Origin of the sequence: Solirubrobacter phytolaccae, assembly GCF_027587195.1 — a bacterium.
In the GTDB taxonomy this organism is placed as follows: Bacteria; Actinomycetota; Thermoleophilia; order Solirubrobacterales; family Solirubrobacteraceae; genus Solirubrobacter; species Solirubrobacter phytolaccae.
In genome coordinates, this window is the sequence record NZ_JAPDDP010000105.1 from 1 (window position 1) to 22,090 (window position 22,090).

The following is a 22,090-nucleotide window of genomic DNA, read 5'->3' on the forward strand; positions in this document are numbered from 1 at the left end:
CCGACTTCGCTCGGTGACGTCGCGCAGGATGCAGGTGGCGACGGCGTCCTCACCGCCGGCGACCGGGCCCGGCAGGCGCAGCTCCGGCAGCAGGCGCGGGTCGGGGTTGCCCGACGCGAGGTCGACCGCGCCGGCCTCGCTCGCGGCGCCCTCGCGCGCCAGTTGTGGCAGCCCGGCGATCGCGGTGCCGCCGCGGCCGTGCGTCTCGGCCACGCCCGCGGCGACCAGGTGTCGGTAGGCCGCGGCGACCGTGTTGCGGTTCACGCCGAGGTCGGCGGCGAGCGCCCGGATCGGCGGCAGCATCGCGCCGGACGCCAGCTCGCCCACGCTGACGAGGTCGCGCACGCTGCCCGCGATCTCCTCCGCTGTGCGTCCGCCGATGCCGTTCATCGGGACGGATCGTATCTTTGTCCTAGGACAAAGTCCACCGATGGTCCTGAGGTTCCGTTAAGCCGGACCCCTAAGCTGCACGAGACATATGAGTCGCCGCTCCCCCGGTCGATGACCGACGACCCCAGCTGTAGTCCCAAGCGCGCCCCGTCCCACGGAGGCGCGCGATGATCGAAATCATCCTCATCCTGGCCGCGCTGGCGCTGGTTGTCGCCTGCGGCATGTTCGTCGCCGCCGAGTTCGCCTTCGTGACCGTCGACCGCGGGTCCGTGGACCGCGCGGTCGAGGCCGGTGACCGCGGCGCCAAGGGCGTCCAGAGCGCGCTGCGCTCGCTGTCGACCCAGCTGTCCTCCGCGCAGGTCGGGATCACCGTCACCAACCTGCTGATCGGCTTCATTGCCGAACCCGCGATCGCGCGGCTGGTGGACTCACCGCTGGAGTCGATCGGCGTGCCCGAGGACATCGTTCCCGGCGTCGCGCTCGCGATCGCGCTCATCCTCGCCACCGGCGTGACGATGGTGTTCGGCGAGCTCGTGCCGAAGAACCTCGCGATCGCCAAGCCGCTCGCCACCGCCAAGGCCGTGCAGGGCTTCCACCGCGGCTTCACGCGCGCGGCGCACCTGATCGTCTCCGCGTTCAACAACACCGCGAACGCGATCCTGCGCCGGATCGGGATCGAGCCGCAGGAGGAGCTCGCGTCGGCGCGCTCGGCCGAGGAGCTCGCCTCGCTCGTGCGCCGCTCCGCCGAGCAGGGCACGCTCGAGCGCGGAACCGCCGCGCTGCTGCAGCGCTCGCTCGCGTTCGGCGAGCGCACCGCGCACGAGATCATGACCCCGCGCGGGCGGGTCGTCACCGTCGCTGAGGACGACCACGTCACCGCGGTCGTCGAGGCCGCGCGGGAGAGCGGGCGCTCCCGCTTCCCGGTGGTCGGCGACAACGGCGCGTTCTGCGGGATCGTGCACGTCAAGCACGCGGTCGCGGTGCCGTTCGAGCGCCGCAGCGACATCCGTGTCTCCGAGGTGATGGGTGAGCCGGTGCTCGTGCCCGCCAGCCTCGAGCTCGACGACCTGCTCGACCAGCTCCGCGCCGGCGGCCTGCAGATGGCGCTGGTCGTGGACGAGTTCGGCAACGTCGACGGGCTCGTGACGCTCGAGGACCTCGTCGAGGAGATCGTCGGCGAGGTGCGCGACGAGCACGACGAGGGCGAGCAGCGCGCGCGCCGCGAAGCCGACGGCGCGTGGATCCTCTCCGGCCTGCTGCGCCCCGACGAGGTGCAGTCGCTGGTCGGCGTGCGCCTGCCCGAGGACGACGACTACGAGACGATCGCCGGCCTGATCGGCGACCAGCTCGCCCGCATGCCCGCGACGGGCGACAGCGTCACCGTCCGCGCCCACGACCAGGACGTCACGCTCACGGTCGTCGCGATGGACGACCTGCGCGTCGACGTCGTGCGGCTCACGCACGTGCCCGTCGAAGCGGAAGCCGAGGAGGACGAGTGAACACCGGCCTCGCCATCGGCATCAGCCTCTTCCTGCTCGCCGCCAACGCGTTCTTCGTGGCCGCCGAGTTCGCGCTCATCTCCGCGCGCCGCAGCTCGATCGAGCCGCGCGCGACCGAGGGCAGCCGCTCCGCCCGCACCGCGCTGAAGGCGATGGAGAACGTCTCCCTGATGATGGCCGGCGCGCAGCTGGGCATCACGATCTGCTCGCTCGGCCTCGGCTATCTCGGCGAGCCCGCGATCGCCCACGCGCTGGAGGGTCCGTTCGAGACGATCGGCGTCCCCGAGAGCCTCGTGCACCCGATCGCGTTCGCGATCGCGCTGAGCCTCATCGGCTACCTGCACGTCGTGCTCGGCGAGATGGTGCCGAAGAACATCGCGCTCGCCGGCCCCGACCGCGCGGTGCTCCTCCTCGCGCCCCCGATGGTGTGGATCGTGCGCGTCCTGCGCCCGGCGATCGCGCTCCTGAACTGGATCGCGAACCGCACGCTGCGCGCGGTCGGCGTCGTGCCCCAGGACGAGGTCACGAGCGCGTTCACGCGTGACGAGGTCGCCGGCCTGGTCTCCGAGTCCGGCCGTGAGGGCATCCTCGACGCGAACGAGGAGCGCCTCCTGCACGGCGCGCTCTCGTTCGAGGAGCGCGACGCGCGCTCGGTGCTGCTGTCGCTCGCGGACGTCGAGGCGGTGCCGGTGGACGTCACGCCCGCCGAGGTCGAGGACGTCGCGGGCCGCACGGGCTACTCGCGCTTCCCCGTCTCCGAGGACGGCGACCTGATCGGCTACCTGCACCTCAAGGACGCGCTGGAGTTCAAGGACCGCCACCGCAACCGGCCGATCGCCCGCTCCTGGGTGCGTCCGCTGGCCGTGGTCGACGCCGCCGACCCGCTGCGCTCCGTGCTCGCGACGATGCAGCGCTCGAACGCCCATCTCGCCCGCGTCGACGACGCGGACGGCACCGTCCTCGGCGTCGCGGCGCTCGAGGACGTGCTCGAGGAGCTCGTCGGCGAGATCCGCGACGAGTCCCAGCGCGTCATCGCCGCTAGGTCTTGAGGTAGGCGAGGACCGCCAGCACGCGCCGGTGGTCCTCGTCGGTCACCGGCAGCTCGAGCTTGGTGAAGATCGCCGTGACGTGGCGCTCGACGCCGCGCTCGGACATGTAGAGCGCCTTGGAGATCGCGCGGTTGGTCTTGCCCTCGGCCATCAGCGCGAGCACCTCGCCCTCGCGGTCGTTGAGCTGGTCGAGCGCGGAGCCGCTGCCGCGGTTGCCGAGCATGTGCGCGACGACCTCGGGGTCGAGCACGGAGCCGCCGCTCGCGACCTGGCGGATCGCGTCGGTGAAGCGCTCGACCTCCGCGACGCGGTCCTTGAGCAGGTAGCCGACGCCCGCCGCGCCCTGCTCGAGCAGCGCGGAGACGTAGCGCTCCTCGACGTACTGGGAGAGCATCAGCACGCCGATCTTGGGCAGCTCGGCGCGGATGGTCGCCGCGGCCTGCAGACCCTCGTCGAGGTGGTTCGGCGGCATCCGGATGTCCACCACGGCCACGTCCGGGTGTTCGGCGCGGACGAGCGTCAGCAGCTCCTCCGCGTCCCCGCACTCGCCGACGACGTCGAAGCCCGCGTCCTCGAGCAGGCGGATCGCTCCACGGCGCAGCAGCACCGAGTCCTCGGCGATCACGACCCGCATGGCAGCTCCGCTCGCAGCAACGTTCCGACCCCTTCCGGGCTTTCGACGAACAAGGTCCCTCCGATCGCGCTGACCCGGTCCAGCAGGCCGCGCAGACCACTGCCGGCGCCGAGCTCCGCGCCGCCGCGGCCGTCGTCGCGCACCTCCACGTGCAGGACGCCGCCGACCCGCTGCACGCGCACCTCGGCGGACGACGCCTCGGCGTAGCGCGCGACGTTCGTGAGCGCCTCGGCGACCACGAAGTAGGCCGTGATCTCGACCGTCGGCTCCAGCCGCTCGTCGGGCGCGGCGAGGATCGCCACCGGCACGCCCGCGCGTTTGGCGAGGCTCGTCAGCGCCGGCTGCAGGCCGCCCTCGGTGAGGACCGCGGGATGCAGCCCGCGCGCGAGCTCGCGCAGCTCACCCGTGGCCGTCGACAGGTCGCCGATCGCCTCGTCGAGCAGCTCGGCCACGAACGCCGGATCGTCGAACAGCTTGCGCCGGGCCAGCCGCAGCGTCATCGCCAGGCCGACCAGGTGCTGCTGGGCGCCGTCGTGGAGGTCGCGTTCGAGGCGGCGGCGGGCGTCGTCGGCCGCGGTCACGATCCGCGCGCGGGAGGCGTGCAGCTCGGCCTCGGCGGTGTGGCGCTCGGTGATGTCGCGCAGGTAGCCGACGAACAGCGGGGCGCCCGGCTGGGTGCTGCGGGTGATCGTCAGCTCGCACGGGAACTCGGTGCCGTCGCGGCGCATCGCGGTGATCTCCACGCGGCGGTCCAGCACGACCGGCTCCCCGCCCGCGAGGTAGCGGGCCAGCCCGGCCCGGTGGCGCTCACGCAGGGAAGGCGGGACGATCAGCTCGGCCATCTCCCGGCCGGCGGCCTCCGCGGCGCTCCAGCCGAACGTGCGCTCGGCGGCGGGGTTCCACTCGACCACGGACCCGCGGTGGTCCATGGTGACCACGCAGTCCAGCGCGGCGAGCAGGAGCGCGCGGTAGCGCTCGGGCAGGTCGGTGTCGACGATCGTCATGCGCAGCGGCGCGCGAGCCTATCCGGCCCGGAGCCGCTAGGGAAGGAGCTCTTCGATCGCCGCGCCCGACAGCTCGGCCTTGCTCACGAAGCCGCAGGCCCCGGAGCGCCGCGCGCGGGCGTCATAGTCGTCGCTCTCGCGGGTCGACGTGATGACCACCGCCGGCGACGGCGGCCGCGCCGCGATCGCCTCCGCGACCTCGAACCCGGTGATGTCCGGCAGCTGCAGGTCGAGCAGCACCACGTCCGGCGACAACCGCTGGGCGGCGTCCACGCCGGACGCGCCGTCCCCCGCCTCCCCCACGACCTCGAAGCCCTCGGCCTCGAGCATGCGCTTCGCCCGCGAGCGGAACGCGCTGTGGTCGTCGACGATCAGAACCGTGGTCGCCATGCAAGGGCATTATGGCCTCAACCGCCTGTCGGTTTTCCGCCAACCTTCGCGGCCTCGCTAGCTTTCGCGCGCATGAACCTCCCGCCCTGCCCGCTCTGCGGCAACCTCGAGTACGACCGCGAAGAAGAGCGCACGGACACCCGCTGGGGCTTCTCGACCCACATCAAGGTGCTGCTGATCTGCACCCAGTGCCGCTACGTCCTGACCTTCTACGACAAGAACAGCATCTTCGACTTCGAGTGAGACCCCGGCTCGCCGAGGCTCCGCGGCTACCGTCTTAACTCCTGTGACGGACATCGACGCCACCGATCTCGAGGCCTGCCTGGCCGTGCTCGCCCGTGTCGAGCAGCTCCCGCCCGAGCATCCCCAGGCGGTCGCCGTGCGCCGCGCGACCGCGAAGCTGTTCAAGACGGTGAAGGAGCAGCGCCGCGCCGAACGCCGCGCCGCGGTCATCGCCGCCGACAACGCCGTCTTCGCCGCCACGGCCACGGCGGCGCCCGGGCGGATCGACGACGAGACGCGCGGCATCGAGCTGACGACCGCGGCGGGCGCGACCGCCGGCACGCTGATCCGCGCGCGTCCCTGTTACCAGTGCAAACGCAAGTACACCGAGGTCGACGGCTTCTACCACCAGCTGTGCCCCGAGTGCGCGACGCTCAACCGGGAACGCCGCGAGGCCCGCGCGGACCTCACCGGCCGCCGCGCGCTGCTCACCGGCGGGCGCGCGAAGATCGGCATGTACATCGCGCTGCGGCTGCTGCGCGACGGCGCACACACGACGATCACGACCCGTTTCCCGAAGGACGCGGCGCGGCGCTTCGCGTCGATGCCCGACAGCCACGCGTGGATCGATCGCCTGAAGATCGTCGGCATCGACCTGCGCCAGCCCGGCCAGGTGATGGCGCTCGCCGACGCGGTCGCCGCCGAAGGGCCGCTCGACATCATCATCAACAACGCCGCGCAGACCGTCCGGCGCTCGCCCGACGCCTACGCGCTGCTGGTCGCCGGCGAGGCCGAGGCGCTCCCGGCCGCGCCCGACGTGCTGGAGCTCGGCGATGCGCACGACCTGCACCCGGTGACGACGCTCGCCCTGACCGCCCGCTCGACCGCGGTGGACGCCGGCGGCCTCGTGCCCGACGACGTGGACCACAACAGCTGGACCCAGCGCGTCGGCGAGGTCGACCCCGTCGAGATGCTGGAGGTCCAGCTCTGCAACGCGACGGCCCCGTTCATCCTCATCGACCGGCTGCGCGCCTCACTCGCGGCGTCCCCGGCGCGGCGCACCTACATCGTCAACGTGTCGGCGATGGAGGGCAGCTTCGGCCGCGGCTACAAGGGTCCCGGGCACCCGCACACGAACATGGCGAAGGCCGCGCTGAACATGCTCACCCGCACGAGCGCCCGTGAGCTGCTGGAGACCGACGGCATCCTCATGACCAGCGTGGACACGGGCTGGATCACCGACGAGCGCCCGCAGACGACCAAGCTGCGGCTCGCCGACGAGGGGTTCCACGCGCCGCTGGACCTCGTCGACGGCGCTTCGCGCGTCTATGACCCGATCGTGCGCGGGGAGGCCGGCGAGGACCTCCACGGCGTGTTCCTCAAGGACTACGCGCCCACGCAGTGGTAGCCGGCGCTCAGATCGTCGGCCGCCGCCGCTTCCCGCTGCGCATCTCGTCCATCACCCGCTGAATCCGGGCGGTGTCCTCGGCCTGCTCCGCGGCCTTCTGCGCCGTAGCGGCGTGCCACGCGGCGTAGCTCGGATGCGCTTCGAGCGCGGTTCTCACCCGCTCGCGGAGGTCGTCGAACAACGGCGCGTACGGCGCCTCGGGGTCGGCCATCAACCACTCCCACGTGGCCCGCGGACCGGCCTGCGAGATGATGCGCTCCCAGCTGGCCGAGCCTTGGTCGGCGTCCGGCGACTCCCAGGCGCGCAGCATGTACGCGTAAGTCGCCTCGGGGTCGTCCGGCGTGCGCAGGATCTCGAGGTTGCGGGCCTGTGGCGTGTACGCGGCACCACCGGCGTTGGTGACTCCCGCGGCCTTGACGCGCTTCGGCCACGCGTTCACATCGGCCTGCAGGGCCTTGAGCATCTCGTCCTTGATCACCCGCTGAGCGTAGTGGTCCCGGGCCGCGGCCGATGGCTTCGTGACCCCGTCACCGTCGCACGGCGGACAAAGGTGAGAAATTCGTACCGGGTCGGAACGCCATCGATTGGATGCTCGCCGACCTCGCGATGGATCTCGCGCCATTGCGTCGCGTCGAACGACGGGAAGACGACATCGCCCACGAAATCGCGATGAATACGCGTCAGATGGAGCGTCGAGGCGACCGTCAACGCCTCCACCCAGGGCCGGTGTCCGCCGATCACGAACACCGGACCGGACCGTGACGCGACCGCCGCCGCAGCCGCGAGGGAGTCGATGACCAGCGCCCCTTCACAGACGCGTGACGGCTCCGGACAGAGCACGATGTTCTCGCGCTCGCGCAGCGGACCGCCGAGCGATTCCCACGTCGAGAGCCCCATCACAACCGTCCGCTCGCGCGTCAGCTGCCGGAAGCGCCGGAGATCCGGCGGCAGGTGCCACGGCATCTTGCCTTCGTGGCCCACGATGCCGCCGTTGGCCACCGCGGCGACGACGTGGATGTCCCGTTTCACTTCTGGCCCGCATCCACGTCTAGACCTCCGCTGCCCGCCGCGTATCGCGGCGCTGTTCAGACACGATCGACTCCCACTCTTCCCGCAGGCGGGCGAGCAGCGTCGCCGGCGCGGCCGGACCGGTGCCTCCGATCGCGTCGACCAGCGCCCGCACATCGGCTTCCTGCAGCGGCGGGTCGAGCATCCCGATGCGGTCCCGCGGATCGAGCGAGAGCTCGATGTAGAACTTCGGGTCGCGCCGGGCCATGCGCAACACCGTTCGAAGCTCGGAGCTCAGGGGATTCGAGTCCCAAGCGGGCCGCATGGTTCTCGTTCCCGCCCGTGAGCCGTCCGGCTCGATCCACAGGTCGGCGTCGAGTGCGGCGAGTGCGGACATCACGTCTCCGACCCCGAACCGCTGGTGCGGGCGCAGATCGACGACGCGGCCGTCCCAGTCCAGCTTGTCCTCCCGGCTCGCGAGCTCCAGCGCCGCAAGCAACGCGTCGGACGCCGTGACACCGGCCGCTCCCGCACGCTCCTGCGTATCCACCCGGAGCCGCCACAGCCCCAGGATCACGTCGCGCTTGAACGCCTCGGCAGGCGTCAAGCGATACGCGCGGCGGCCGCTCTCCCACCCCGCAGCGTCCTGGTACATGTTCACGAGTCCAGGGTTCTGCCACACCTCGTGACCGCATCGTCCGAACGACGAGGGGCCGAGCGGGAGGATGTCGCCCCCTCCGAACGTGTCATTGAGGTACCGGCTCTGGTAGCCCGGCCGGGCGTACTCGGTCAACGTGTACTGCTCGAACCCAGCCGCGGCGAACGTCGTCCTGGCGATGTCGTGCATCGCGGACAGCCGATCGGTCGCCGCCTCGGCCTCTGACTCGGGGCGCGGGACGAGATTGGCGCGGTGAAGCCGACCGTAGCGGAACACGTAGAGCTTGTAGGCGGAGATGTGATGGATCGGCAAGGACGCGGTGAACTCGACCGTGCGCCGCCAATCGTCCAGCGTCTGGTCGCGAAAGCCGTACATCAGATCCACGTGGCGGTTCTCGATGCCCGCTTCGATCGTCGCATCGAGCAACTGGAGCGCGTCCGCGCTGCTGTGCTTGCGCGTCAGGCGCGCCAGCTCGGCGTTATCGAAGCTCTGCGCGCAGATCGAGACGCGGTTGACCCCCAGGGCGCGTGCGTGCTCCAGCTTGCCGACCGAGATCGTGCCAGGCTCGCACTCGAGCGTCACTTCCTCGATCGTGTCCGTCCCGGTGGCGTCTTTGAGCGCGCGGAGCGTCGACTCCATTGCCGGCAGCGGCAGCAGCGAGGCGGTCCCGCCGCCGAAGAACATGCTCGTCAGTGTGGCCCGGGAGAAGTCGTCGGCCTCGCGAAAGCCCAGGATCTCGCGCTCCGCGAGCGTGGAGAACTGCGTTGCCCCGGACTTGCTGATGAGCCTTGTCTCGTAGCCGCAGTAGTCGCACACGCTCCTGCAGAACGGGAAGTGCAGGTACGCGCCCATCTCGCCCCAGACGCGCCGCGGCGAAGGCTCATCGGTCCATTGATCCTTGTGCGGCCAGTGATACAGCGGATGGGTGTAGATGGTGGGCTTCCTCTAATCGAGTGGTGGAGCAGCCGGTGCGCGGCGATCCTAAATCGCCGCGCACGAGAACGCGAGCGCTCAGCCCTTCACGGGCGAGAAGTGCACCACCGAGTCGACGATCCGAAAGCTGAGTCGTCCATCACGCGTGTGCGCGACCAGGAAGGCGTTGATGTCGGCCTGAAGCGGCTCCGGCAGTCGGCGCTCAGGGTCCAGCGCCGTCAACCAGCACACCAGCCGAGCAAGTCCGGCGTCCGCGGAGTGCGCCGGGATCCGAGCCAGACGCGGATCCTGGCACGGGTAGCTGAACGACGAGTCCACCCTGTCGGTACGTGGGCCGAGGCCCACGGCGGCGGCGCCGCGGACGAGCAGGTCGTGCCCGAAGCGCGCACGTCGTCCCTCGTGCCGGCGAACGATGTGTCGCAGCGCGTACATGTCGCATTCGGGGCTCGTGATCGCAACGGTGACGAGGCCGTGCGTGCGAAGGATCGCAGCGACCGAACGCCACCAGGCGGGGACGTCGCCGACGAAATAGAGGACGTGCGCCGCGAGCACGAGATCGAACCGGCGCGTCGTCGGGAGCTCCGCGTACGACGCGAACGGCGCCACCGCGGAGAGCCGGGCGCGCGCGGCCTCACGTGCCTGCGGATCGCGGTCGACGACCGCGACCTCACGCAAGCCGGCGTGCTGCTGCGCGATCCTCGCGAGGAGCGCACCATCCCCAGCTCCGAAGTCGAGCACGGCATCTCCCGGGGAACGCAAGGACCATAGGCGCGCGATGGCGTCCGCGGTCTGCCGCTGGACCGTGGAATGGGCGTCCCACAGCGACAGCGTGTCCACGTTGCCGTCGGGGCTCCGGGTGCGGTCACTCAGCACTCGGTGAAACCTACCGCCGCGGTTGCGACGTCGGAGCCGAGATGAAAGGCTCTCCGCGACCGACCTCTCCGGAATCACGGCGGCCACCTTTCCGGCGTCCGATCCCGGGGACCTGGCTTCGGCACTCGGTCCCGTGGCGCTCCAGATCCGCAACGCCATGCACGTCGCCGGTCCCCGCCGGCCGTTGCTCATCGGCAAGGACCGGATCATCGAAGCGCTGCTGCGGCGAGATGTGCGAGCGCTGGCGAAGGAGCTCCGGATTGTGGAGGACGACATCGGCGTCCACCCCTGGCTGCTCGACGAGGACGCGCGGCCGGCGGTGATGCAGCGCGTCCTGCGCGTGAACAGCTCGTCCGCGCCCGCGACGGCCTCATTCTCGGCTTGGCGGAGAGGCCAGGGCATCGTCGGAAGCGCCTGGCAGCGAGACCACGACGTCTGGGCCGACATGAGCGACGCGCCGTTCACCGGGCTCAGCCGGGACGACCGAGGCGCTGCCGTCATCGGACCGGCTCGGCATGGACTGGGACGTCTACGACCGGAGCCGTCGCTACTTCCGGCTCGTGTACGCCGTGCCGATGCAGGACCGCGCCTTCGCGCCGGTCGGCACGCTCAGCGTCACCATCAATCGAGACGTCACCGCGCCGCAGGCCGACCTGATCAAGACGGCGCGGAGCGCAGCGCGCGGCATGGCGCTCACGTGTCGCCTGGTGCTCGAGTTCGCGTGACGCTCCGTCACGCCCTCGGCCCAGTCGGCACGAGTGAGGCGCGACTCAAGTCCTCACGCACGGTCTAGGACACGTGTCCAATCACGACCCGATGCGGTCCGCCGCGACCCGACTCAATATGGATGTCGCGCCTGCTGGTCCTTGCCGTACTCGTCGTCTTGATCGTGCCGTCCTCCGCCTCCGCCGCTCCCGCCCGCGCGTTCAGCGACGGGTTCGCGACGCTGGACGCCGCGCGCTGGGCGCCCGGTGAGCATCAGCTCGGCCGCAGCGCGCTGCGGGCGGCGAACGTCACCGTCAGGGGCGGGGCGCTGCAGCTCGTGCTGCCCGCGGGCGGCACCGACGGCGGGGAGATCCGCAGCACGCGCCAGTACTCGGGCGGCGTCGCCAGGGCGCGGCTGCAGGTGGCGAACGCGCCGTCCTCGATCACCGGCTTCTTCCTGTACGCCGCGCCGGACTACGCGTCGGAGATCGACATCGAGGTGTTCAACGACCCGTCGGGCAAGGTGCTGTTCTCGACGTACGCCAACGGGCGCCAGACGAACACCGAGACGCGCACGCTCGGGTTCGACCCGACGGCGGCGCCGCACGACTACGAGATCGCCTGGGGCAACGGCCGCGTGAGCTTCACGGTCGACGGGCAGGTGCTCCGGACCTGGACGGCCGGCGTGACGAAGCTGCCGATGAACCTGTACGCCAACGCGTGGTTCCCGGCGTGGCTGGAGGGGCTCGCGCCCGCGGGCCGGCGGGCGACGGTCATCGATCAGATCGAGTACCGCCGCCGCTGACCTGCGGAAGTGCGTGTTAGAGGATCACGCGCCGGATCGTCATCGTGCCGTACTGCGTGCCCTTGGCGACCAGCGAATTGCCGCTGAAGGAGAAGCGCACGCGGTAGGTGCCACGGGCGAGCCGGAAGCGCACCTTGACCTCGCCCTTGCTGTTGACCTTGCCCTTGCCGAGGGTGCGGAACTTCTTGCCCTTCTTGCCCTTGGCGACGGCGACCGTCACGCGGCTGCCGGCGATCGCCTTCTCACGGATGGTGGCGGCGAGCTGGTAGCTCGGTCCGCGGCGGTCCGGGAACGAGACGAACGAGACGTCGAACGGCGACTGCACGTTGATCGTGATCGGCGCGCTCCACGCCGTGCCCGCCGTGCCGTAGATGGCGCGCGCGACCATCACGTACGCGCCCGGGCCGTCGAACGGCGAGAACTTGACCTTGCCGGTCGCGTCGTCGACGCTCGCGGAGTTGGTCGGGCCGGCGATCGCGCCGTCCGGGCCGATCACGCCGCCCTTGGCGTACTTGATCTCGTAGTACGACGCGCCGGGGTTGCCGGCGAAGTCGAGCAGGTGCGTGTTCGACGTCAGGTTGTTGGCCGGACGCGCGAGCAGCGGGCCGGCGGGCTGGCCGAGCGCGACCGAGGCGGAGACGGCCCACGAGTACGTGGTGTTGGTCGGCGCGCTGGTGCAACGGTTGTCGGTGAACTGCTGCAGCGTCAGCGTGTACGCGCCGTTGCCCTGATACACGATGCGGCCGCTGTCCTGGCGGACCGAGGTCCAGCAGTAGTCCGTGGCGATCGAGGTCGCGGTCGTGCCGGCCGGGCCGACCACGCTCCACTTCCACGACGCGCCTTCACCGGCCGGAACGGCGAGCGCCGCCTGGACGTTGATGTTGCGGATCGAAGCTGGCACACCGGCGGTCAGCGCCGCCGGGTTGCCGTCATCGCCGGTGATGGTCACGGTCGGCGCTGCACTCGCGCTCGCAGGCGCCACCAGACCCAGTGCGACGGCTGCCGTCGCGAGAATCCTTCCCCCTACCTTCAATGCTGCCTCCTACCGAAAATACGTCAATGGGGCTGGGCAATCCTAGGAGGCCTTCTCCTCGAACAGCGCCAGTACGCCCCCTCCTAACAGCGCGACGCGCCGAACGATGCGGCAGAGGACCTCATCTTCGAACTCCCCCGCGAGCACCGACACGTCACCCGTGAGGAGCGTGATCGTCTCCGGAAAGGCGATCGGCACCACGTCCGGCGCGAGGCCGTAGGCGTGGAGCTCGTAGCGACCCACGCGCGGCACGTTCGTCGACGGCTCGGACGGGCCGAGCAGGACGTCCGCGGCGGCGTCCAGTGCGCCCACGGGCTCGGGCTCCTCCGCGATCGCCTGCCAGCCCTGGCCACGCTGCCAGAGCTGCCAGCCGACGTCGCTGCGCCACTGCAGATAGGAGACGGCTGCGCTGTCCGCGTAGAGGCGGTAGGCGGTTGAGGCGGGGTGCGACTTCACGCGACTGAGGTCTGGGTTCCTCGCGCATTGGAGAAGCAAACGGGCGCACCTTACGGCGCGCCCGCAAAGCTCACGTCGGCGTCGCGGATCGTCAGCCGCCGGACGGCCGAGCCCCGAACTGCTCGATCCCGATCACCGGCCGCAGGCGCCGCTCGAGCGCGCGGTCGGCGAACGCGCGGCGCAGCACGTCACGGTCGAGCGCGTTGCCGAGCGAGGCCATGATCATCCCCTGGTCGAGCGAGAGGTAGGCGCCCGACACCGCCTTGGTCTGCACGTTCACGCTGTCGCGGAAGCCCCACTTGGTGTAGAGGCCCGGGAAGTCACGCTGCAGCTTGCTGAGGTTCTGCAGCGTCTCGCGCGGCGCGTAGCGCAGGCCGAGGAACGCGGCGTGCGGCGTGACGACGCCGTTCGTGTACGCGGACCGCGGCGGGTTCGGCACGGCCGGACGTCCCGCACAGCCGGCGAACCCGTTGTCGATCAGCGTGTTGTCCTTGTTGGACGGCGCGCCGGCCGGGTCCAGCCCGATGCCGTCGACGCCGTACACCGCGTACCCGCCCTCGGGCACGTTGGAGGGCGAGAAGCCCCACACGCCGTAGCCCGCTTCGTTCAACCCGTGATGGATCTGCGCGCGGACCGTGTTCGGGTGGTTGACGCCCCACGAGCGCGGCGCCCACTGGTCCTCGGGCACGAACAGGTCGGGCATCAGCGCCTCGAACATCGAGCCGCTCCAGGACGGCGTCACGAGCATCCCCGCGTACGGGTACGCGCCCTCGAACACGTTCACGCCGAAGTACGTGCGCGTCTGGCCGACCGGTCGCGTCTCCTGCCAGCTGTAGTCGCAGGAGTCCGGGAACGTGCGCCAGCGGCCGTAGTACGCCTTCTCGGGGATCTGGCCGCGGGCGATGCCGATGTAGTCGGCGATCCGGCTCTCGCTGACGACGGTGTCGTAACAGCAGGGCGCCTCACCGGTGTCGGGCGTGTAGTGGAACAGGATCCGGTTGGCCTCCGGCCGGTAGTAGAAGCCGAAGTCCATCGACGCGTACAGCGCGCCGGCGCGGCGCGAGAGCTTCGGGACGCTGTTCTCGACGATCCGCAGGCCGACCGCGAGCCAGCCGTTGTCGACCGAGGACAGGATCGGCGTCAGCGGCGCGCCGGATGGCGGCCACACCGTCAGCTTCTGGCCCGTGCGGTGGTCGTACCAGTTGTAGAACTGGCCGCCCATGTTCGCGGGGCGCTCGAGCTTCTCGAGCGTGCTGAGCGTGCGCTCGAGCCGGCGCTCCAGCTCGCGCTTGTGGATGAAGCCGAGCCGCTCGGCCACGACCGCGCTCCACATGTAGGCGCCGACGTTGGTCGTCGAGGTCTGGACGCTCTTGGTGCCGTCGGCGTTGAGGATGTCGGCCGGCAGGCCGGAGCGCTCGTCGGTCATCGCGACGAACGAGGACCAGGTGCGCTGCGCGTACTCGCTCAGCTGGCGATCACCGCCGTGACCGCCGCCTCCCGTGGCGGCCGCCGGAGCGGCAGGTATGAGCACGACGGCCGCGCCGAACGCGGCCAGGAACTTGCTTCGCATGAACTCCCCCTGAGAGTCGGACGAAGCTCCAGTACCCCGTTTGGCGTCTAAGCCGTCCCCGCCCGGTGGTGCTGGATCGCCTCGAGCGACGCGTCGATGACCATGTCCGCGAACGACTCGCTGTCGTTCACGCGCGGGAACGGCGCGTCCGGGACGGGCAGCTCGAGGAACGCGCACAGCGGCTCCCAGCCCTCCTTCGGCGACCACACGAGCAGGCGCTCGGCGGGCACGGTCGCCTTGACCTCCGCGGTGTAGCGGTCGCACGCCGCGGCCATCTCCGCGTCGGTCACGTCCTTCGACGGCATCAGGCCGCTGCGCCGCCACATCTCTTGGAGCATGTCCGTCGTCTCGTCCCACAGCGGGTCCACGTGCCGGCGCGCGGCCGCCATGTGGCCGACCAGGCTGTCGCCGTACAGGGTCTCGTAGATCGTCGCGCGCATGCTCTTCGCCCAGGCGGCCCCGTCGCGCGCGCTGAGCAGCACCTTCGCGTCCGGGAAGTCCTCCATCAGCTCCACGAAGTGGTAGGAGCCTGGCCAGTCGACGCACGCCGGGTGATCCTTCAGGATCTCGGCGGCGCGCAGCTCGCCCTCCATCGCCTGGCGCCACAGCCGGGCCGTCTCGAGGTTCGCGAAGACCTCGACCATGTGATGGCACGGCGCAAGGCCGAGCATCTCCAACGCGACCTTCTGCGACAGCGTGCCCGTACGTGGCAAGCCCGCTCCGATCACCTTCATGCGCGGGACCATACCGGTAGGGTCCCGCCCGTCGTGGAGTCCGTCGTCGCCATCTACAGCGCCCCGATCCCGGTCGGCCACCGCGTCGAGGTCCACTGGTACGTGGCCCAGACCGGCGGCGTCCTCGGCCCCAAGACCGAGCAGCAGGATCACCAGCCGCTGATCAAGGACCTCGACACCGGCATCGAGTACATGGGCGACTGGCTGCTCACGCACACGGGCATCAAGCGGCCCAAGCGCGCGATCGAGGTCTCCGAGCACCTGCGCCACGAGCTCGAGCCGGTGCGTGTGCTGGTCGGCACCGTCCGCCGCTGCCGCGTCGTCACGCTCGCGTGGAGCGAGTACGACGTGCAGACGCACCTGGACGTCGAGCCGGACGCGTAGCCGCGAGCACCGTCGCCGCGAGCGCGGTGCGGTGGTCCTTCGCCCATGGCGGACCGAGCGTGCGGCGCGGGCCGTGCAGGACGTCGTGTGCCGCGTCGCCGAGCAGCGCAGTGGCCTGCGCCTCGACCGACTTCGCGTCGTAGCAGTGGAGCGCCCAGTCGCGGGCGTGCGCGAGGTCGGCGAGGATCTGGCGGTACATGACGGCGTCGGCGCGCGCCTCGTACGGCGCGCGGAGCTGGGTCTCGAGGTCCTCCGGGAAGTCGAGCGGCCACAGCCGCAGGGAGATCGACGTGATCGGGCCGGGCAGCGCGTCGAACGCCTGCGTCGTCGCCCGTGCGACCGAGGCGCGGACGTGCGCGACGACCTCCTCGCTCTTCGGCCCCGCGTAGTGGATCGGCGCGGGTGTGACGCCGGGCTCGACGAGCTCGATGCGCCGCCGGTCGACGACTTCGTGCTCGTCGTCGGCGACGACGGCGACGGCCCACCCGAGGTGGTCGGCGATCCCGAGGCGCATGTGGACGAATCATGCCTGGCCGTTGCCTTCAGACCAGTAAACACGTTACGCTGGTCAGGTGCGCGACGAGGACAAGCGCCGCATCGGCGAGGAGCTCGAACCCGGCGACCGGCCGAAGGCGCCCGGCCGGCTCGCGCTGCTGCAGCGGTTCGTCAACACGCACAACCACGACTTCCCGGCTGACTGGGACCGCCTCGGCGACGCGCGGCAGGCCAACGCGTGGCTCGCCAAGGCCGGGCTCGGGACGATCGCTACCGACGACGAAGCGCGGCGCCTGCGCGCGTTCCGCGAGGCCCTGCGCGCGGTGCTCGTCGGCCGAGCGGCAGACCTTGCCCCGGTCGAGGTGCGCATCGAGATCGACGCCGACGGCCGCACCCGCCTCGAGCCGGTGGCAGGCGGCGCCGACGGGGTGATCGCCGCCGTGCTCGGCATCCTGCACGAGGCGCAGCTCACCGGCGACTGGGCGCGGATGAAGGGTTGTCGCCAGTGCGAGTACGCGTTCTACGACCGCTCGAAGAACCGGTCGGCGGCGTGGTGCTCGATGGCGATCTGCGGGAACCGGACGAAGAACCGCGCCTACTACCGGCGCCAGCACCCGTGAAGCGCGCGCTCGCCGCGTTCGTCGTCGCCGCGCTGCTGCCGCTCGCGTTCGCGCAGGGCGGCGAGGCCGTGCACTTCATGATCCTGGCCGCGGCCTACACGGTGATGGCGCTCGGGCTCAACGTCGTCGTCGGCTTCGCGGGGCTGCTGGACCTCGGGTACGTGGCGTTCTTCGCGATCGGCGCGCACGTCGCGGCGCACCTCTCCTCCACGTTCTGGGCGCCCGGCATCCACCTGGACTTCCTGCTCGTGCTGGTCGCGGCGGTCGTGGTGACGGGCCTCGCGGGCGTGGTGATCGGCGTGCCGACGCTCCGGCTCAGAGGCGACTACGTGGGGATGGTGACGCTCGCGTTCGGCGAGATCGTCGGGCAGATCGTGTCCAACGGGCGCGAGATCCGCTTCCTGGGCGGGTCGTTGACCGGCGGGCCGAACGGGATCGCCGGCATCGACCGGATCGACCTCCCGTTCCTCGCCCCGTTCGGGCGGCTGGACCTGCGGCCCTGGTACTGGTTCGCGCTCACCCTGGTCGCGCTCGTGCTGATCGCGAACGTCCACCTGCGCGACTCACGGGTCGGACGGGCATGGCGCGCACTGCGCGACGACGAGGACGCGGCGGCCGCCGCGGGCGTCCCGATCGCCCGGACGAAGCTGCTCGCGTACGGCGTCGGCGCCGCGCTCGGCGGCATCGCGGGCGCGTTCCTCGCGTCCTACCTGAGCTTCGTCAACCCCGGCCAGTTCACGTTCTCGTTCTCGATCTTCATCCTGGCCATGGTCGTGCTCGGCGGACTGGGCTCGATCGAGGGCGTGGTGGCCGGCGCGGTCGCGCTGACGCTGTTCAACCACTACGTGCTGCCGCGGCTGCTGACCGACTTCTCGGAGGTCGCGTCAGGGATCTACGGGCTGCTCCTGGTCCTTGTCATCCTGGTGCGTCCGCAGGGCCTCCACCCGATAGGCCTAAAAGCCAGTCGGCTTACTTGACATTAGAGTAACCCGGGGATAAGGATGAGCGGCGTGTTAGAGGGCGGTGGTTCGCCCTTTCTCCGTCCATCCAGTGGAGGTCCCTCTCTCAGTGCCCCATGTCATGTCCACGCGGCTTGGAAAGGCCGTCGCCGCGGTCTTCACCGCGGCCATCGTGGCCGTCCCGGTCGCCTCGACGGCGCAGGCGAGCGTGTTCGACACGCCGCAGCGCATCTTCGCGCCCGCGGCCGGTTACCCGCAGCAGAACGTCCTGCCGGTCTGGCCGGACAACCCGAACGACCAGTCGATCCCGATCGGCGTCATCCCCTATGACGAGATCGCTCCCAAGCTGAACGCTCTTCAGGCCGCTTCCAACCGCGTCTCCGCGCGAGTAGCGGGCAAGTCGTCGAGCGGTTATGACCTCTACGCCGTCACCCTCACCTGGCCGGAGACTCCCGCCGAGTCCGCCCAGCAGGAGGCGTGGAAGAACAAGATCGAGGACGACCCGGTCGCCGCGCGCACCGACGGCGCGCTCCTCGCGGGCTACAAGACGCCCCTGTTCGCCAACGGCAACATCCACGGCAACGAGTGGGAAGGCACCGACGCCATCCTGAAGGTGCTCGAGGAGTGGGCGACGACCGAAGATCCCACGGTCATCAACTACCTCAAGCGCAACCGCCTCGTCTTCAACGTCACGTCGAACCCCGACGGTCGCGTGCTCGGCACGCGTCCGAACGCCGCGGGCTACGACCTCAACCGCGACATGACGATCCAGTCGCAGCCGGAGTCGCGCCTGATCCGCGACATCACGATCGAGTCCAAGCCGATCATCTCGCTCGACCTGCACGGCTACGTCGCCCCGACGCTGATGCACCCGAGCACCCCGCCGCACAACGTCAACAACGAGTACGACCTCTACATCAAGCACGGTCTTCCGAACGCGCTGAACATGGAGGCCGGCATCAAGCTGCTCGGCTACCCGGAGACCAACCCGGGCGCCCGCATCCCGTTCCGTGATGACGAGCCGGGCGTGTGGGACGACTTCCCGCCGATCTACGTGCCGTCGTTCTCGATGCTGCAGTCGTCGATCCCGTACACGATCGAGGCGCCCGCGAACCCGCGCGGCAACCTGGCGCCCGCCGAGAAGCTGCGTCGCTCGACGATCAACACCGCGGTCCACGTGGTCGCGATCAAGACCTCGCTCAAGTACATCGAGGACAACCGCAACCAGGTCATCTTCGACCAGGCCGAGGTCTACCGCCGCGGTTGGGAAGGCGAGCCGCTGCGCGACATCCCGGACGGCTACGTCCCGGGCTGGGGCCCGGAGGACAAGTACGGCACGACGTTCCCGCGCTCGTACGTGATCCCGGCCGGCGCCGCCCAGCGCTCCGCTCCGGCGGCCAAGCGCCTCGTCGACCTGCTCGTGAACTCGGGCGGCCGCGTCACGCAGGCCAAGGCCCCGTTCACCGCCGGCGGCAAGAACTACGCCGCGGGCACCTACATCCTGGACATGCACCAGCCCAAGCGCGGCCTGGTGAACTCGCTGCTCGAGCCGGGCATCGACCTGACCGACCGCGTGGACGACCTGTACGCCGGCCCGGGTGGCTGGAGCCAGGCGCTGACGTGGGGCGCGAACGTCGACACGCTCTGGAACGAGCTGCCGGCCGTCACCACCGAGCGTGTCTACGGCGGCACGATCACGTCGTCGGTTCCCGCCGCGCGCACCGACCTGGTGCTCGACCCGCAGGACGCCGAGGACGTGCTCGCGATCAACGCGCTGCTCGCCCAGGGCGTGAAGGTCACGCGCCTCGCCGACGGCTCCGTGCTCGCCCCGGCGAGCGCGCGCGCCGCGGTCCTGACCGAGGCGCAGTCGCGTGGCCTCACGGTCAAGTCGGCCCCGGCGTCGTGGAGCGGTTCCACCCTCGCCGACAAGGTCGTCGTCGCCTACAACGGTGGCTCGGAAGTGCGTGACGTGCTGCAGGCCCTCGGCTTCGAGGCCAAGCCGATCACGGCGACCACGGTCACCGCGACGCTCACGCCGGACGTCGACGTGCTCGTCGTCGGCGCGACGCTCAACCCGGCGACTTTGAACGCGGCCAACAAGCCCGCCTACGACGCGTTCATCGCGCGTGGCGGCGGCGTCGTCGGCGTCGGCACCGCCGGCTCGGCCCACACGACGAACGCCGGCCTGCTGACCGCGACCGGCACGTCCGGCGCTTCGCTGGCCTCCGGTGTCGTGTCGCTCGTCAACAACGGCGGCCCGGTCACCAACGGCGCCGCCTCGACCGCGTGGATCTTCCCGCCGGTCTGGTACTCGAACCTCGGTTCGAACGCCGTCGTCGAGCAGTCCTACGCGGCTGAGCCGCTCGTCTCCGGCTGGTGGCCGAAGACCGGCAACAGCGGTCGCGCCGGCGCTGCGGGCAAGGCCGCGGTTGTCCGCGGTGTGAGCACCGGCGGCAACGGCGTCGCCCTGATCGGCACGTCCGTCGTCACCCGCCTGCACGCCAAGGGCATCCAGAACGTGCTCGGCCGCGCGATCTACTTCGCGGCCGCGCCGACCACGAACGCCTCCTCGACGTCGACGGACGGCACGGTCGGCGGCTCCGTCCCGGCCACGCTGTCGCTCACGCTGGGCACGCCGGCCTCGTTCGGCGCGTTCGCGCCGGGCGTCGCGAAGGAGTACACGGCGACCACCGAGGCCACCGTCATCTCCACCGCGGGCGACGCGGCGCTGTCGGTGACGGACCCGAGCCCGACGAACACGGGCTACCTGGTCAACGGCGCGTTCAAGCTGGCGCAGCCGCTCCAGGGCCTGGGCGTCGTGAAGACGTGGACCGGCCCGACGTCCAACGAGAAGGTGCCGGTCACCTTCAAGCAGGTCATCGGTGACAAGGACCCGCTCCGCACGGGCTCCTACAGCAAGACGCTGACGTTCACGCTCAGCACCACCAACCCGTAGTGATGTGAGGTGATGACCGGGCGGCGCGTGCGCCGCCCGGTCGTCCACTTCAGGCCGCATCGGCGAGCCGTCGCAGGCTCCCGTGGCGGCGCAGCTGCGCGAGGCAGCGCTGGCGGATCGGGCCGATGCTGCCGATCGGCATGTCGAGCTGGGTGGCGATCTCCCGGTAGCTCGGCTCGGACTCGGCGAACAGCGCCCGCAGCAGTGCCCGGTGACGCGGCGGCAGCCCGTCCAGCGCGCGCGTGACGGCCGCCCGGCACGTGAGCGTGTCCAGCTGCGTCTCGGCTTCGCTCCCGGTGCCGTCGGCGTGGTCGAGCGTGAGCTCGTCGCCGGTCGGCTTCTCGCGCGCGGACCGTTCCCGCACCCGCAGGCTCTCGTGCCGCGCGGTGGTCGCGAGCCAGCCGCCGAGCGCGTTCGGCTCGCGGACGCGCTCGATGTTGCGCAGCAGCCGCACCCACGTCTCCTGCACGGCGTCCTCGGCCTCGTGCGGGCTGAGGCCGTGCGCCCGGGCGACCCGCAGCAGCCGCGGGCCGAAGCGCTCCACGAGCATCGCCCAGGCGTGCTCGTCGCCCCGGGCCGCCGCGGCGACCAGCGACTCGAGCACGCCGGGCGACCGCTCGGCGATCATCGGACTCGGCGGCGCCGCACGGCCAGCCGGGGCGCGGGCCGGTCCACGCGGGCGCGCTCAAGCGCGTCCACGTAGACGAGGGTGAACAGGGAGGGGCTCATAGCCGCCCACCATCGGGGCGGCCGCTTTCAAGCCGCTTGCGACCGGGTGACAGTCGCTTGCAGATGCGCCGACAGCCACGTCCCCGCGGCCTCGGCGCGTTGCGCACGGACCGGTGCGGGAACGGGGGCCTTGACGCCCGTGCGCGTGCCGACGCGCTGGCCGGCGCGAATGGCGCGCAGGAGCCGCGGGCCCGCGTTCGCGGCGTGGAACTCGGCGGGTGCGCGATCGAACGCGAGCCGTGCCGCGACCACGAGCTCCCGCGCGTCGGTGGCGCGGAGCGTGATGCGTCGGAGCGCGTCGTCGGCCGCCCGCTCGGCCCGGGCGTGCGCGGCGGGCGTGAACGCGTCGACGTCCCCGGCGGCCGCGACGAGCGCGGCGGCGACGGCCGAGACCTCGGCCGAGGGCTCCGGCCACGTGGCGCGGGAGTGGCGTGCGGCGTCGGCGGGCGTGGCCGGCGAGGCAACGGCGTGGCCGGCGGCAGCGGACGAAGCCGGGGCGGCGACGGCGTGGCCGGCGGCACCGGACGAAGCCGGGGCGGCGACGGCGTGGCCGGCGGCAGCGGAAGTCGGGGGCCA

At 71.1% G+C, this 22,090-nt stretch carries 24 protein-coding genes and 1 pseudogene; 10 read left to right on the forward strand and 15 right to left on the reverse strand.

Going from position 1 to position 22,090, the window contains the following annotated elements; translation table 11 throughout:
* On the reverse strand, positions 1-390 hold a 390-nt coding region (locus tag OJ997_RS33360; protein WP_270029747.1), incomplete at its 3' end, for a GntR family transcriptional regulator.
* Between the two features lie 167 nt (positions 391-557).
* On the opposite strand from OJ997_RS33360, the gene OJ997_RS33365 reads away from it, so the two are divergent.
* The gene (locus tag OJ997_RS33365) at positions 558-1,889 is read left to right on the forward strand and encodes a hemolysin family protein (protein WP_270029748.1); all 1,332 of its coding nucleotides are present in this window, start codon (positions 558-560) and stop codon (positions 1,887-1,889) included.
* Positions 1,886-2,938: a hemolysin family protein gene (locus OJ997_RS33370; protein WP_270029749.1), complete on the forward strand. Its 1,053-nt coding sequence runs from the start codon at positions 1,886-1,888 to the stop codon at positions 2,936-2,938. The genes OJ997_RS33365 and OJ997_RS33370 overlap by 4 nt, the downstream gene beginning before the upstream one ends.
* On the opposite strand, the gene OJ997_RS33375 is transcribed toward OJ997_RS33370, so the two are convergent.
* Genes OJ997_RS33375 through OJ997_RS33385 form a run of 3 tightly spaced genes read right to left on the reverse strand, consistent with a single transcriptional unit; the run spans position 2,928 to position 4,966 of the window.
* Entirely contained in the window at positions 2,928-3,572 is a 645-nt protein-coding gene (locus OJ997_RS33375) for a response regulator transcription factor (RefSeq protein WP_270029750.1), read from the reverse strand. The two genes, OJ997_RS33370 and OJ997_RS33375, sit on opposite strands and share 11 nt — an antisense overlap.
* Positions 3,560-4,576 (reverse strand): sensor histidine kinase, encoded by a 1,017-nt coding sequence (locus tag OJ997_RS33380; protein ID WP_270029751.1) that lies wholly within the window; start codon positions 4,574-4,576, stop codon positions 3,560-3,562. Before OJ997_RS33380 ends, OJ997_RS33375 begins: the two co-directional genes overlap by 13 nt.
* Before the next feature lie 36 nt (positions 4,577-4,612).
* A complete protein-coding gene (locus OJ997_RS33385) occupies positions 4,613-4,966 on the reverse strand; it encodes a response regulator (protein WP_270029753.1) in 354 nt (117 codons plus the stop codon).
* 72 nt (positions 4,967-5,038) lie between these two features.
* Here OJ997_RS33385 and OJ997_RS33390 point away from each other — a divergent pair, with 72 nt between their 5' ends.
* On the forward strand, positions 5,039-5,209 hold the full coding sequence (locus tag OJ997_RS33390; protein WP_270029754.1) for a hypothetical protein: 171 nt from the start codon (positions 5,039-5,041) through the stop codon (positions 5,207-5,209).
* A 43-nt stretch (positions 5,210-5,252) separates the two neighbouring features.
* Positions 5,253-6,596, forward strand: coding sequence for an SDR family NAD(P)-dependent oxidoreductase (locus OJ997_RS33395; RefSeq protein WP_270029755.1), 1,344 nt, complete (start codon positions 5,253-5,255; stop codon positions 6,594-6,596).
* A gap of 7 nt (positions 6,597-6,603) precedes the next feature.
* Here the strand turns inward: OJ997_RS33395 and OJ997_RS33400 are convergent, their stop codons facing one another.
* The 4 genes from OJ997_RS33400 to OJ997_RS33415 all read right to left on the reverse strand — a co-directional run bounded on the left by OJ997_RS33400 (position 6,604) and on the right by OJ997_RS33415 (position 10,155).
* A complete protein-coding gene (locus OJ997_RS33400; RefSeq protein ID WP_270029756.1) occupies positions 6,604-7,074 on the reverse strand; it encodes a hypothetical protein in 471 nt (156 codons plus the stop codon).
* Entirely contained in the window at positions 7,071-7,625 is a 555-nt protein-coding gene (locus OJ997_RS33405; protein WP_270029757.1) for a dihydrofolate reductase, read from the reverse strand. Before OJ997_RS33405 ends, OJ997_RS33400 begins: the two co-directional genes overlap by 4 nt.
* Before the next feature lie 19 nt (positions 7,626-7,644).
* Positions 7,645-9,114 (reverse strand): coproporphyrinogen-III oxidase family protein, encoded by a 1,470-nt coding sequence (locus OJ997_RS33410; RefSeq protein WP_270029758.1) that lies wholly within the window; start codon positions 9,112-9,114, stop codon positions 7,645-7,647.
* A gap of 159 nt (positions 9,115-9,273) precedes the next feature.
* Positions 9,274-10,155 (reverse strand): class I SAM-dependent methyltransferase, encoded by an 882-nt coding sequence (locus OJ997_RS33415; RefSeq protein WP_270029759.1) that lies wholly within the window; start codon positions 10,153-10,155, stop codon positions 9,274-9,276.
* 428 nt (positions 10,156-10,583) lie between these two features.
* On the opposite strand from OJ997_RS33415, the gene OJ997_RS33420 reads away from it, so the two are divergent.
* On the forward strand, positions 10,584-10,793 hold the full coding sequence (locus OJ997_RS33420; RefSeq protein WP_270029760.1) for a hypothetical protein: 210 nt from the start codon (positions 10,584-10,586) through the stop codon (positions 10,791-10,793).
* A gap of 122 nt (positions 10,794-10,915) precedes the next feature.
* The gene (locus tag OJ997_RS33425; RefSeq protein ID WP_270029761.1) at positions 10,916-11,578 is read left to right on the forward strand and encodes a glycoside hydrolase family 16 protein; all 663 of its coding nucleotides are present in this window, start codon (positions 10,916-10,918) and stop codon (positions 11,576-11,578) included.
* Positions 11,579-11,594: 16 nt separating this feature from the next.
* On the opposite strand, the gene OJ997_RS33430 is transcribed toward OJ997_RS33425, so the two are convergent.
* The 4 genes from OJ997_RS33430 to OJ997_RS33445 form a co-directional block, all read right to left on the reverse strand.
* Positions 11,595-12,527: a hypothetical protein gene (locus tag OJ997_RS33430; protein ID WP_270029762.1), complete on the reverse strand. Its 933-nt coding sequence runs from the start codon at positions 12,525-12,527 to the stop codon at positions 11,595-11,597.
* Between the two features lie 126 nt (positions 12,528-12,653).
* Positions 12,654-13,067 carry a hypothetical protein gene (locus tag OJ997_RS33435; RefSeq protein WP_270029763.1) on the reverse strand — a complete coding sequence of 138 codons (414 nt, stop codon included), beginning with the start codon at positions 13,065-13,067 and terminating at the stop codon, positions 12,654-12,656.
* A 91-nt stretch (positions 13,068-13,158) separates the two neighbouring features.
* Positions 13,159-14,637, reverse strand: a complete 1,479-nt coding sequence (locus OJ997_RS33440) for a glucoamylase family protein (RefSeq protein ID WP_270029764.1) — start codon at positions 14,635-14,637, stop codon at positions 13,159-13,161.
* Between the two features lie 47 nt (positions 14,638-14,684).
* Positions 14,685-15,371: a sulfotransferase family protein gene (locus OJ997_RS33445; protein ID WP_270029765.1), complete on the reverse strand. Its 687-nt coding sequence runs from the start codon at positions 15,369-15,371 to the stop codon at positions 14,685-14,687.
* A 33-nt stretch (positions 15,372-15,404) separates the two neighbouring features.
* Between OJ997_RS33445 and OJ997_RS33450 the strand changes: the two genes are divergently transcribed.
* On the forward strand, positions 15,405-15,755 hold the full coding sequence (locus OJ997_RS33450) for a hypothetical protein (RefSeq protein ID WP_270029766.1): 351 nt from the start codon (positions 15,405-15,407) through the stop codon (positions 15,753-15,755).
* On the opposite strand, the gene OJ997_RS33455 is transcribed toward OJ997_RS33450, so the two are convergent.
* Positions 15,694-16,269: a hypothetical protein gene (locus OJ997_RS33455; RefSeq protein ID WP_270029767.1), complete on the reverse strand. Its 576-nt coding sequence runs from the start codon at positions 16,267-16,269 to the stop codon at positions 15,694-15,696. The genes OJ997_RS33450 and OJ997_RS33455 overlap by 62 nt on opposite strands.
* 58 nt (positions 16,270-16,327) lie before the next feature.
* On the opposite strand from OJ997_RS33455, the gene OJ997_RS33460 reads away from it, so the two are divergent.
* From OJ997_RS33460 to OJ997_RS33470, 3 genes are all read left to right on the forward strand, one after another.
* On the forward strand, positions 16,328-16,870 hold the full coding sequence (locus OJ997_RS33460; protein WP_270029768.1) for a CGNR zinc finger domain-containing protein: 543 nt from the start codon (positions 16,328-16,330) through the stop codon (positions 16,868-16,870).
* Positions 16,867-17,847 (forward strand): branched-chain amino acid ABC transporter permease, encoded by a 981-nt coding sequence (locus OJ997_RS33465; protein ID WP_270029769.1) that lies wholly within the window; start codon positions 16,867-16,869, stop codon positions 17,845-17,847. Before OJ997_RS33460 ends, OJ997_RS33465 begins: the two co-directional genes overlap by 4 nt.
* Before the next feature lie 103 nt (positions 17,848-17,950).
* The gene (locus OJ997_RS33470) at positions 17,951-20,785 is read left to right on the forward strand and encodes a M14 family zinc carboxypeptidase (RefSeq protein WP_270029771.1); all 2,835 of its coding nucleotides are present in this window, start codon (positions 17,951-17,953) and stop codon (positions 20,783-20,785) included.
* 49 nt (positions 20,786-20,834) lie between these two features.
* On the opposite strand, the gene OJ997_RS33475 is transcribed toward OJ997_RS33470, so the two are convergent.
* A complete protein-coding gene (locus tag OJ997_RS33475) occupies positions 20,835-21,413 on the reverse strand; it encodes an RNA polymerase sigma factor (protein WP_270029772.1) in 579 nt (192 codons plus the stop codon).
* 128 nt (positions 21,414-21,541) lie between these two features.
* Positions 21,542-22,090: pseudogene (locus OJ997_RS33480) on the reverse strand (hypothetical protein); the annotation flags it as partial.

Coding starts and splice junctions, on each gene's coding strand:
- OJ997_RS33380 (WP_270029751.1), bottom strand. CDS start 4,576: ATGACGATCGTCGACACCGACCTGCCCGAGCGCTACCGCGCGCTCCTG.
- OJ997_RS33375 (WP_270029750.1), bottom strand. CDS start 3,572: ATGCGGGTCGTGATCGCCGAGGACTCGGTGCTGCTGCGCCGTGGAGCG.
- OJ997_RS33425 (WP_270029761.1), top strand. CDS start 10,916: ATGTCGCGCCTGCTGGTCCTTGCCGTACTCGTCGTCTTGATCGTGCCG.
- OJ997_RS33475 (WP_270029772.1), bottom strand. CDS start 21,413: ATGATCGCCGAGCGGTCGCCCGGCGTGCTCGAGTCGCTGGTCGCCGCG.
- OJ997_RS33390 (WP_270029754.1), top strand. CDS start 5,039: ATGAACCTCCCGCCCTGCCCGCTCTGCGGCAACCTCGAGTACGACCGC.
- OJ997_RS33410 (WP_270029758.1), bottom strand. CDS start 9,114: ATGGGCGCGTACCTGCACTTCCCGTTCTGCAGGAGCGTGTGCGACTAC.
- OJ997_RS33455 (WP_270029767.1), bottom strand. CDS start 16,269: ATGCGCCTCGGGATCGCCGACCACCTCGGGTGGGCCGTCGCCGTCGTC.
- OJ997_RS33420 (WP_270029760.1), top strand. CDS start 10,584: ATGGACTGGGACGTCTACGACCGGAGCCGTCGCTACTTCCGGCTCGTG.
- OJ997_RS33440 (WP_270029764.1), bottom strand. CDS start 14,637: ATGCGAAGCAAGTTCCTGGCCGCGTTCGGCGCGGCCGTCGTGCTCATA.
- OJ997_RS33445 (WP_270029765.1), bottom strand. CDS start 15,371: ATGAAGGTGATCGGAGCGGGCTTGCCACGTACGGGCACGCTGTCGCAG.
- OJ997_RS33470 (WP_270029771.1), top strand. CDS start 17,951: ATGTCCACGCGGCTTGGAAAGGCCGTCGCCGCGGTCTTCACCGCGGCC.
- OJ997_RS33385 (WP_270029753.1), bottom strand. CDS start 4,966: ATGGCGACCACGGTTCTGATCGTCGACGACCACAGCGCGTTCCGCTCG.
- OJ997_RS33365 (WP_270029748.1), top strand. CDS start 558: ATGATCGAAATCATCCTCATCCTGGCCGCGCTGGCGCTGGTTGTCGCC.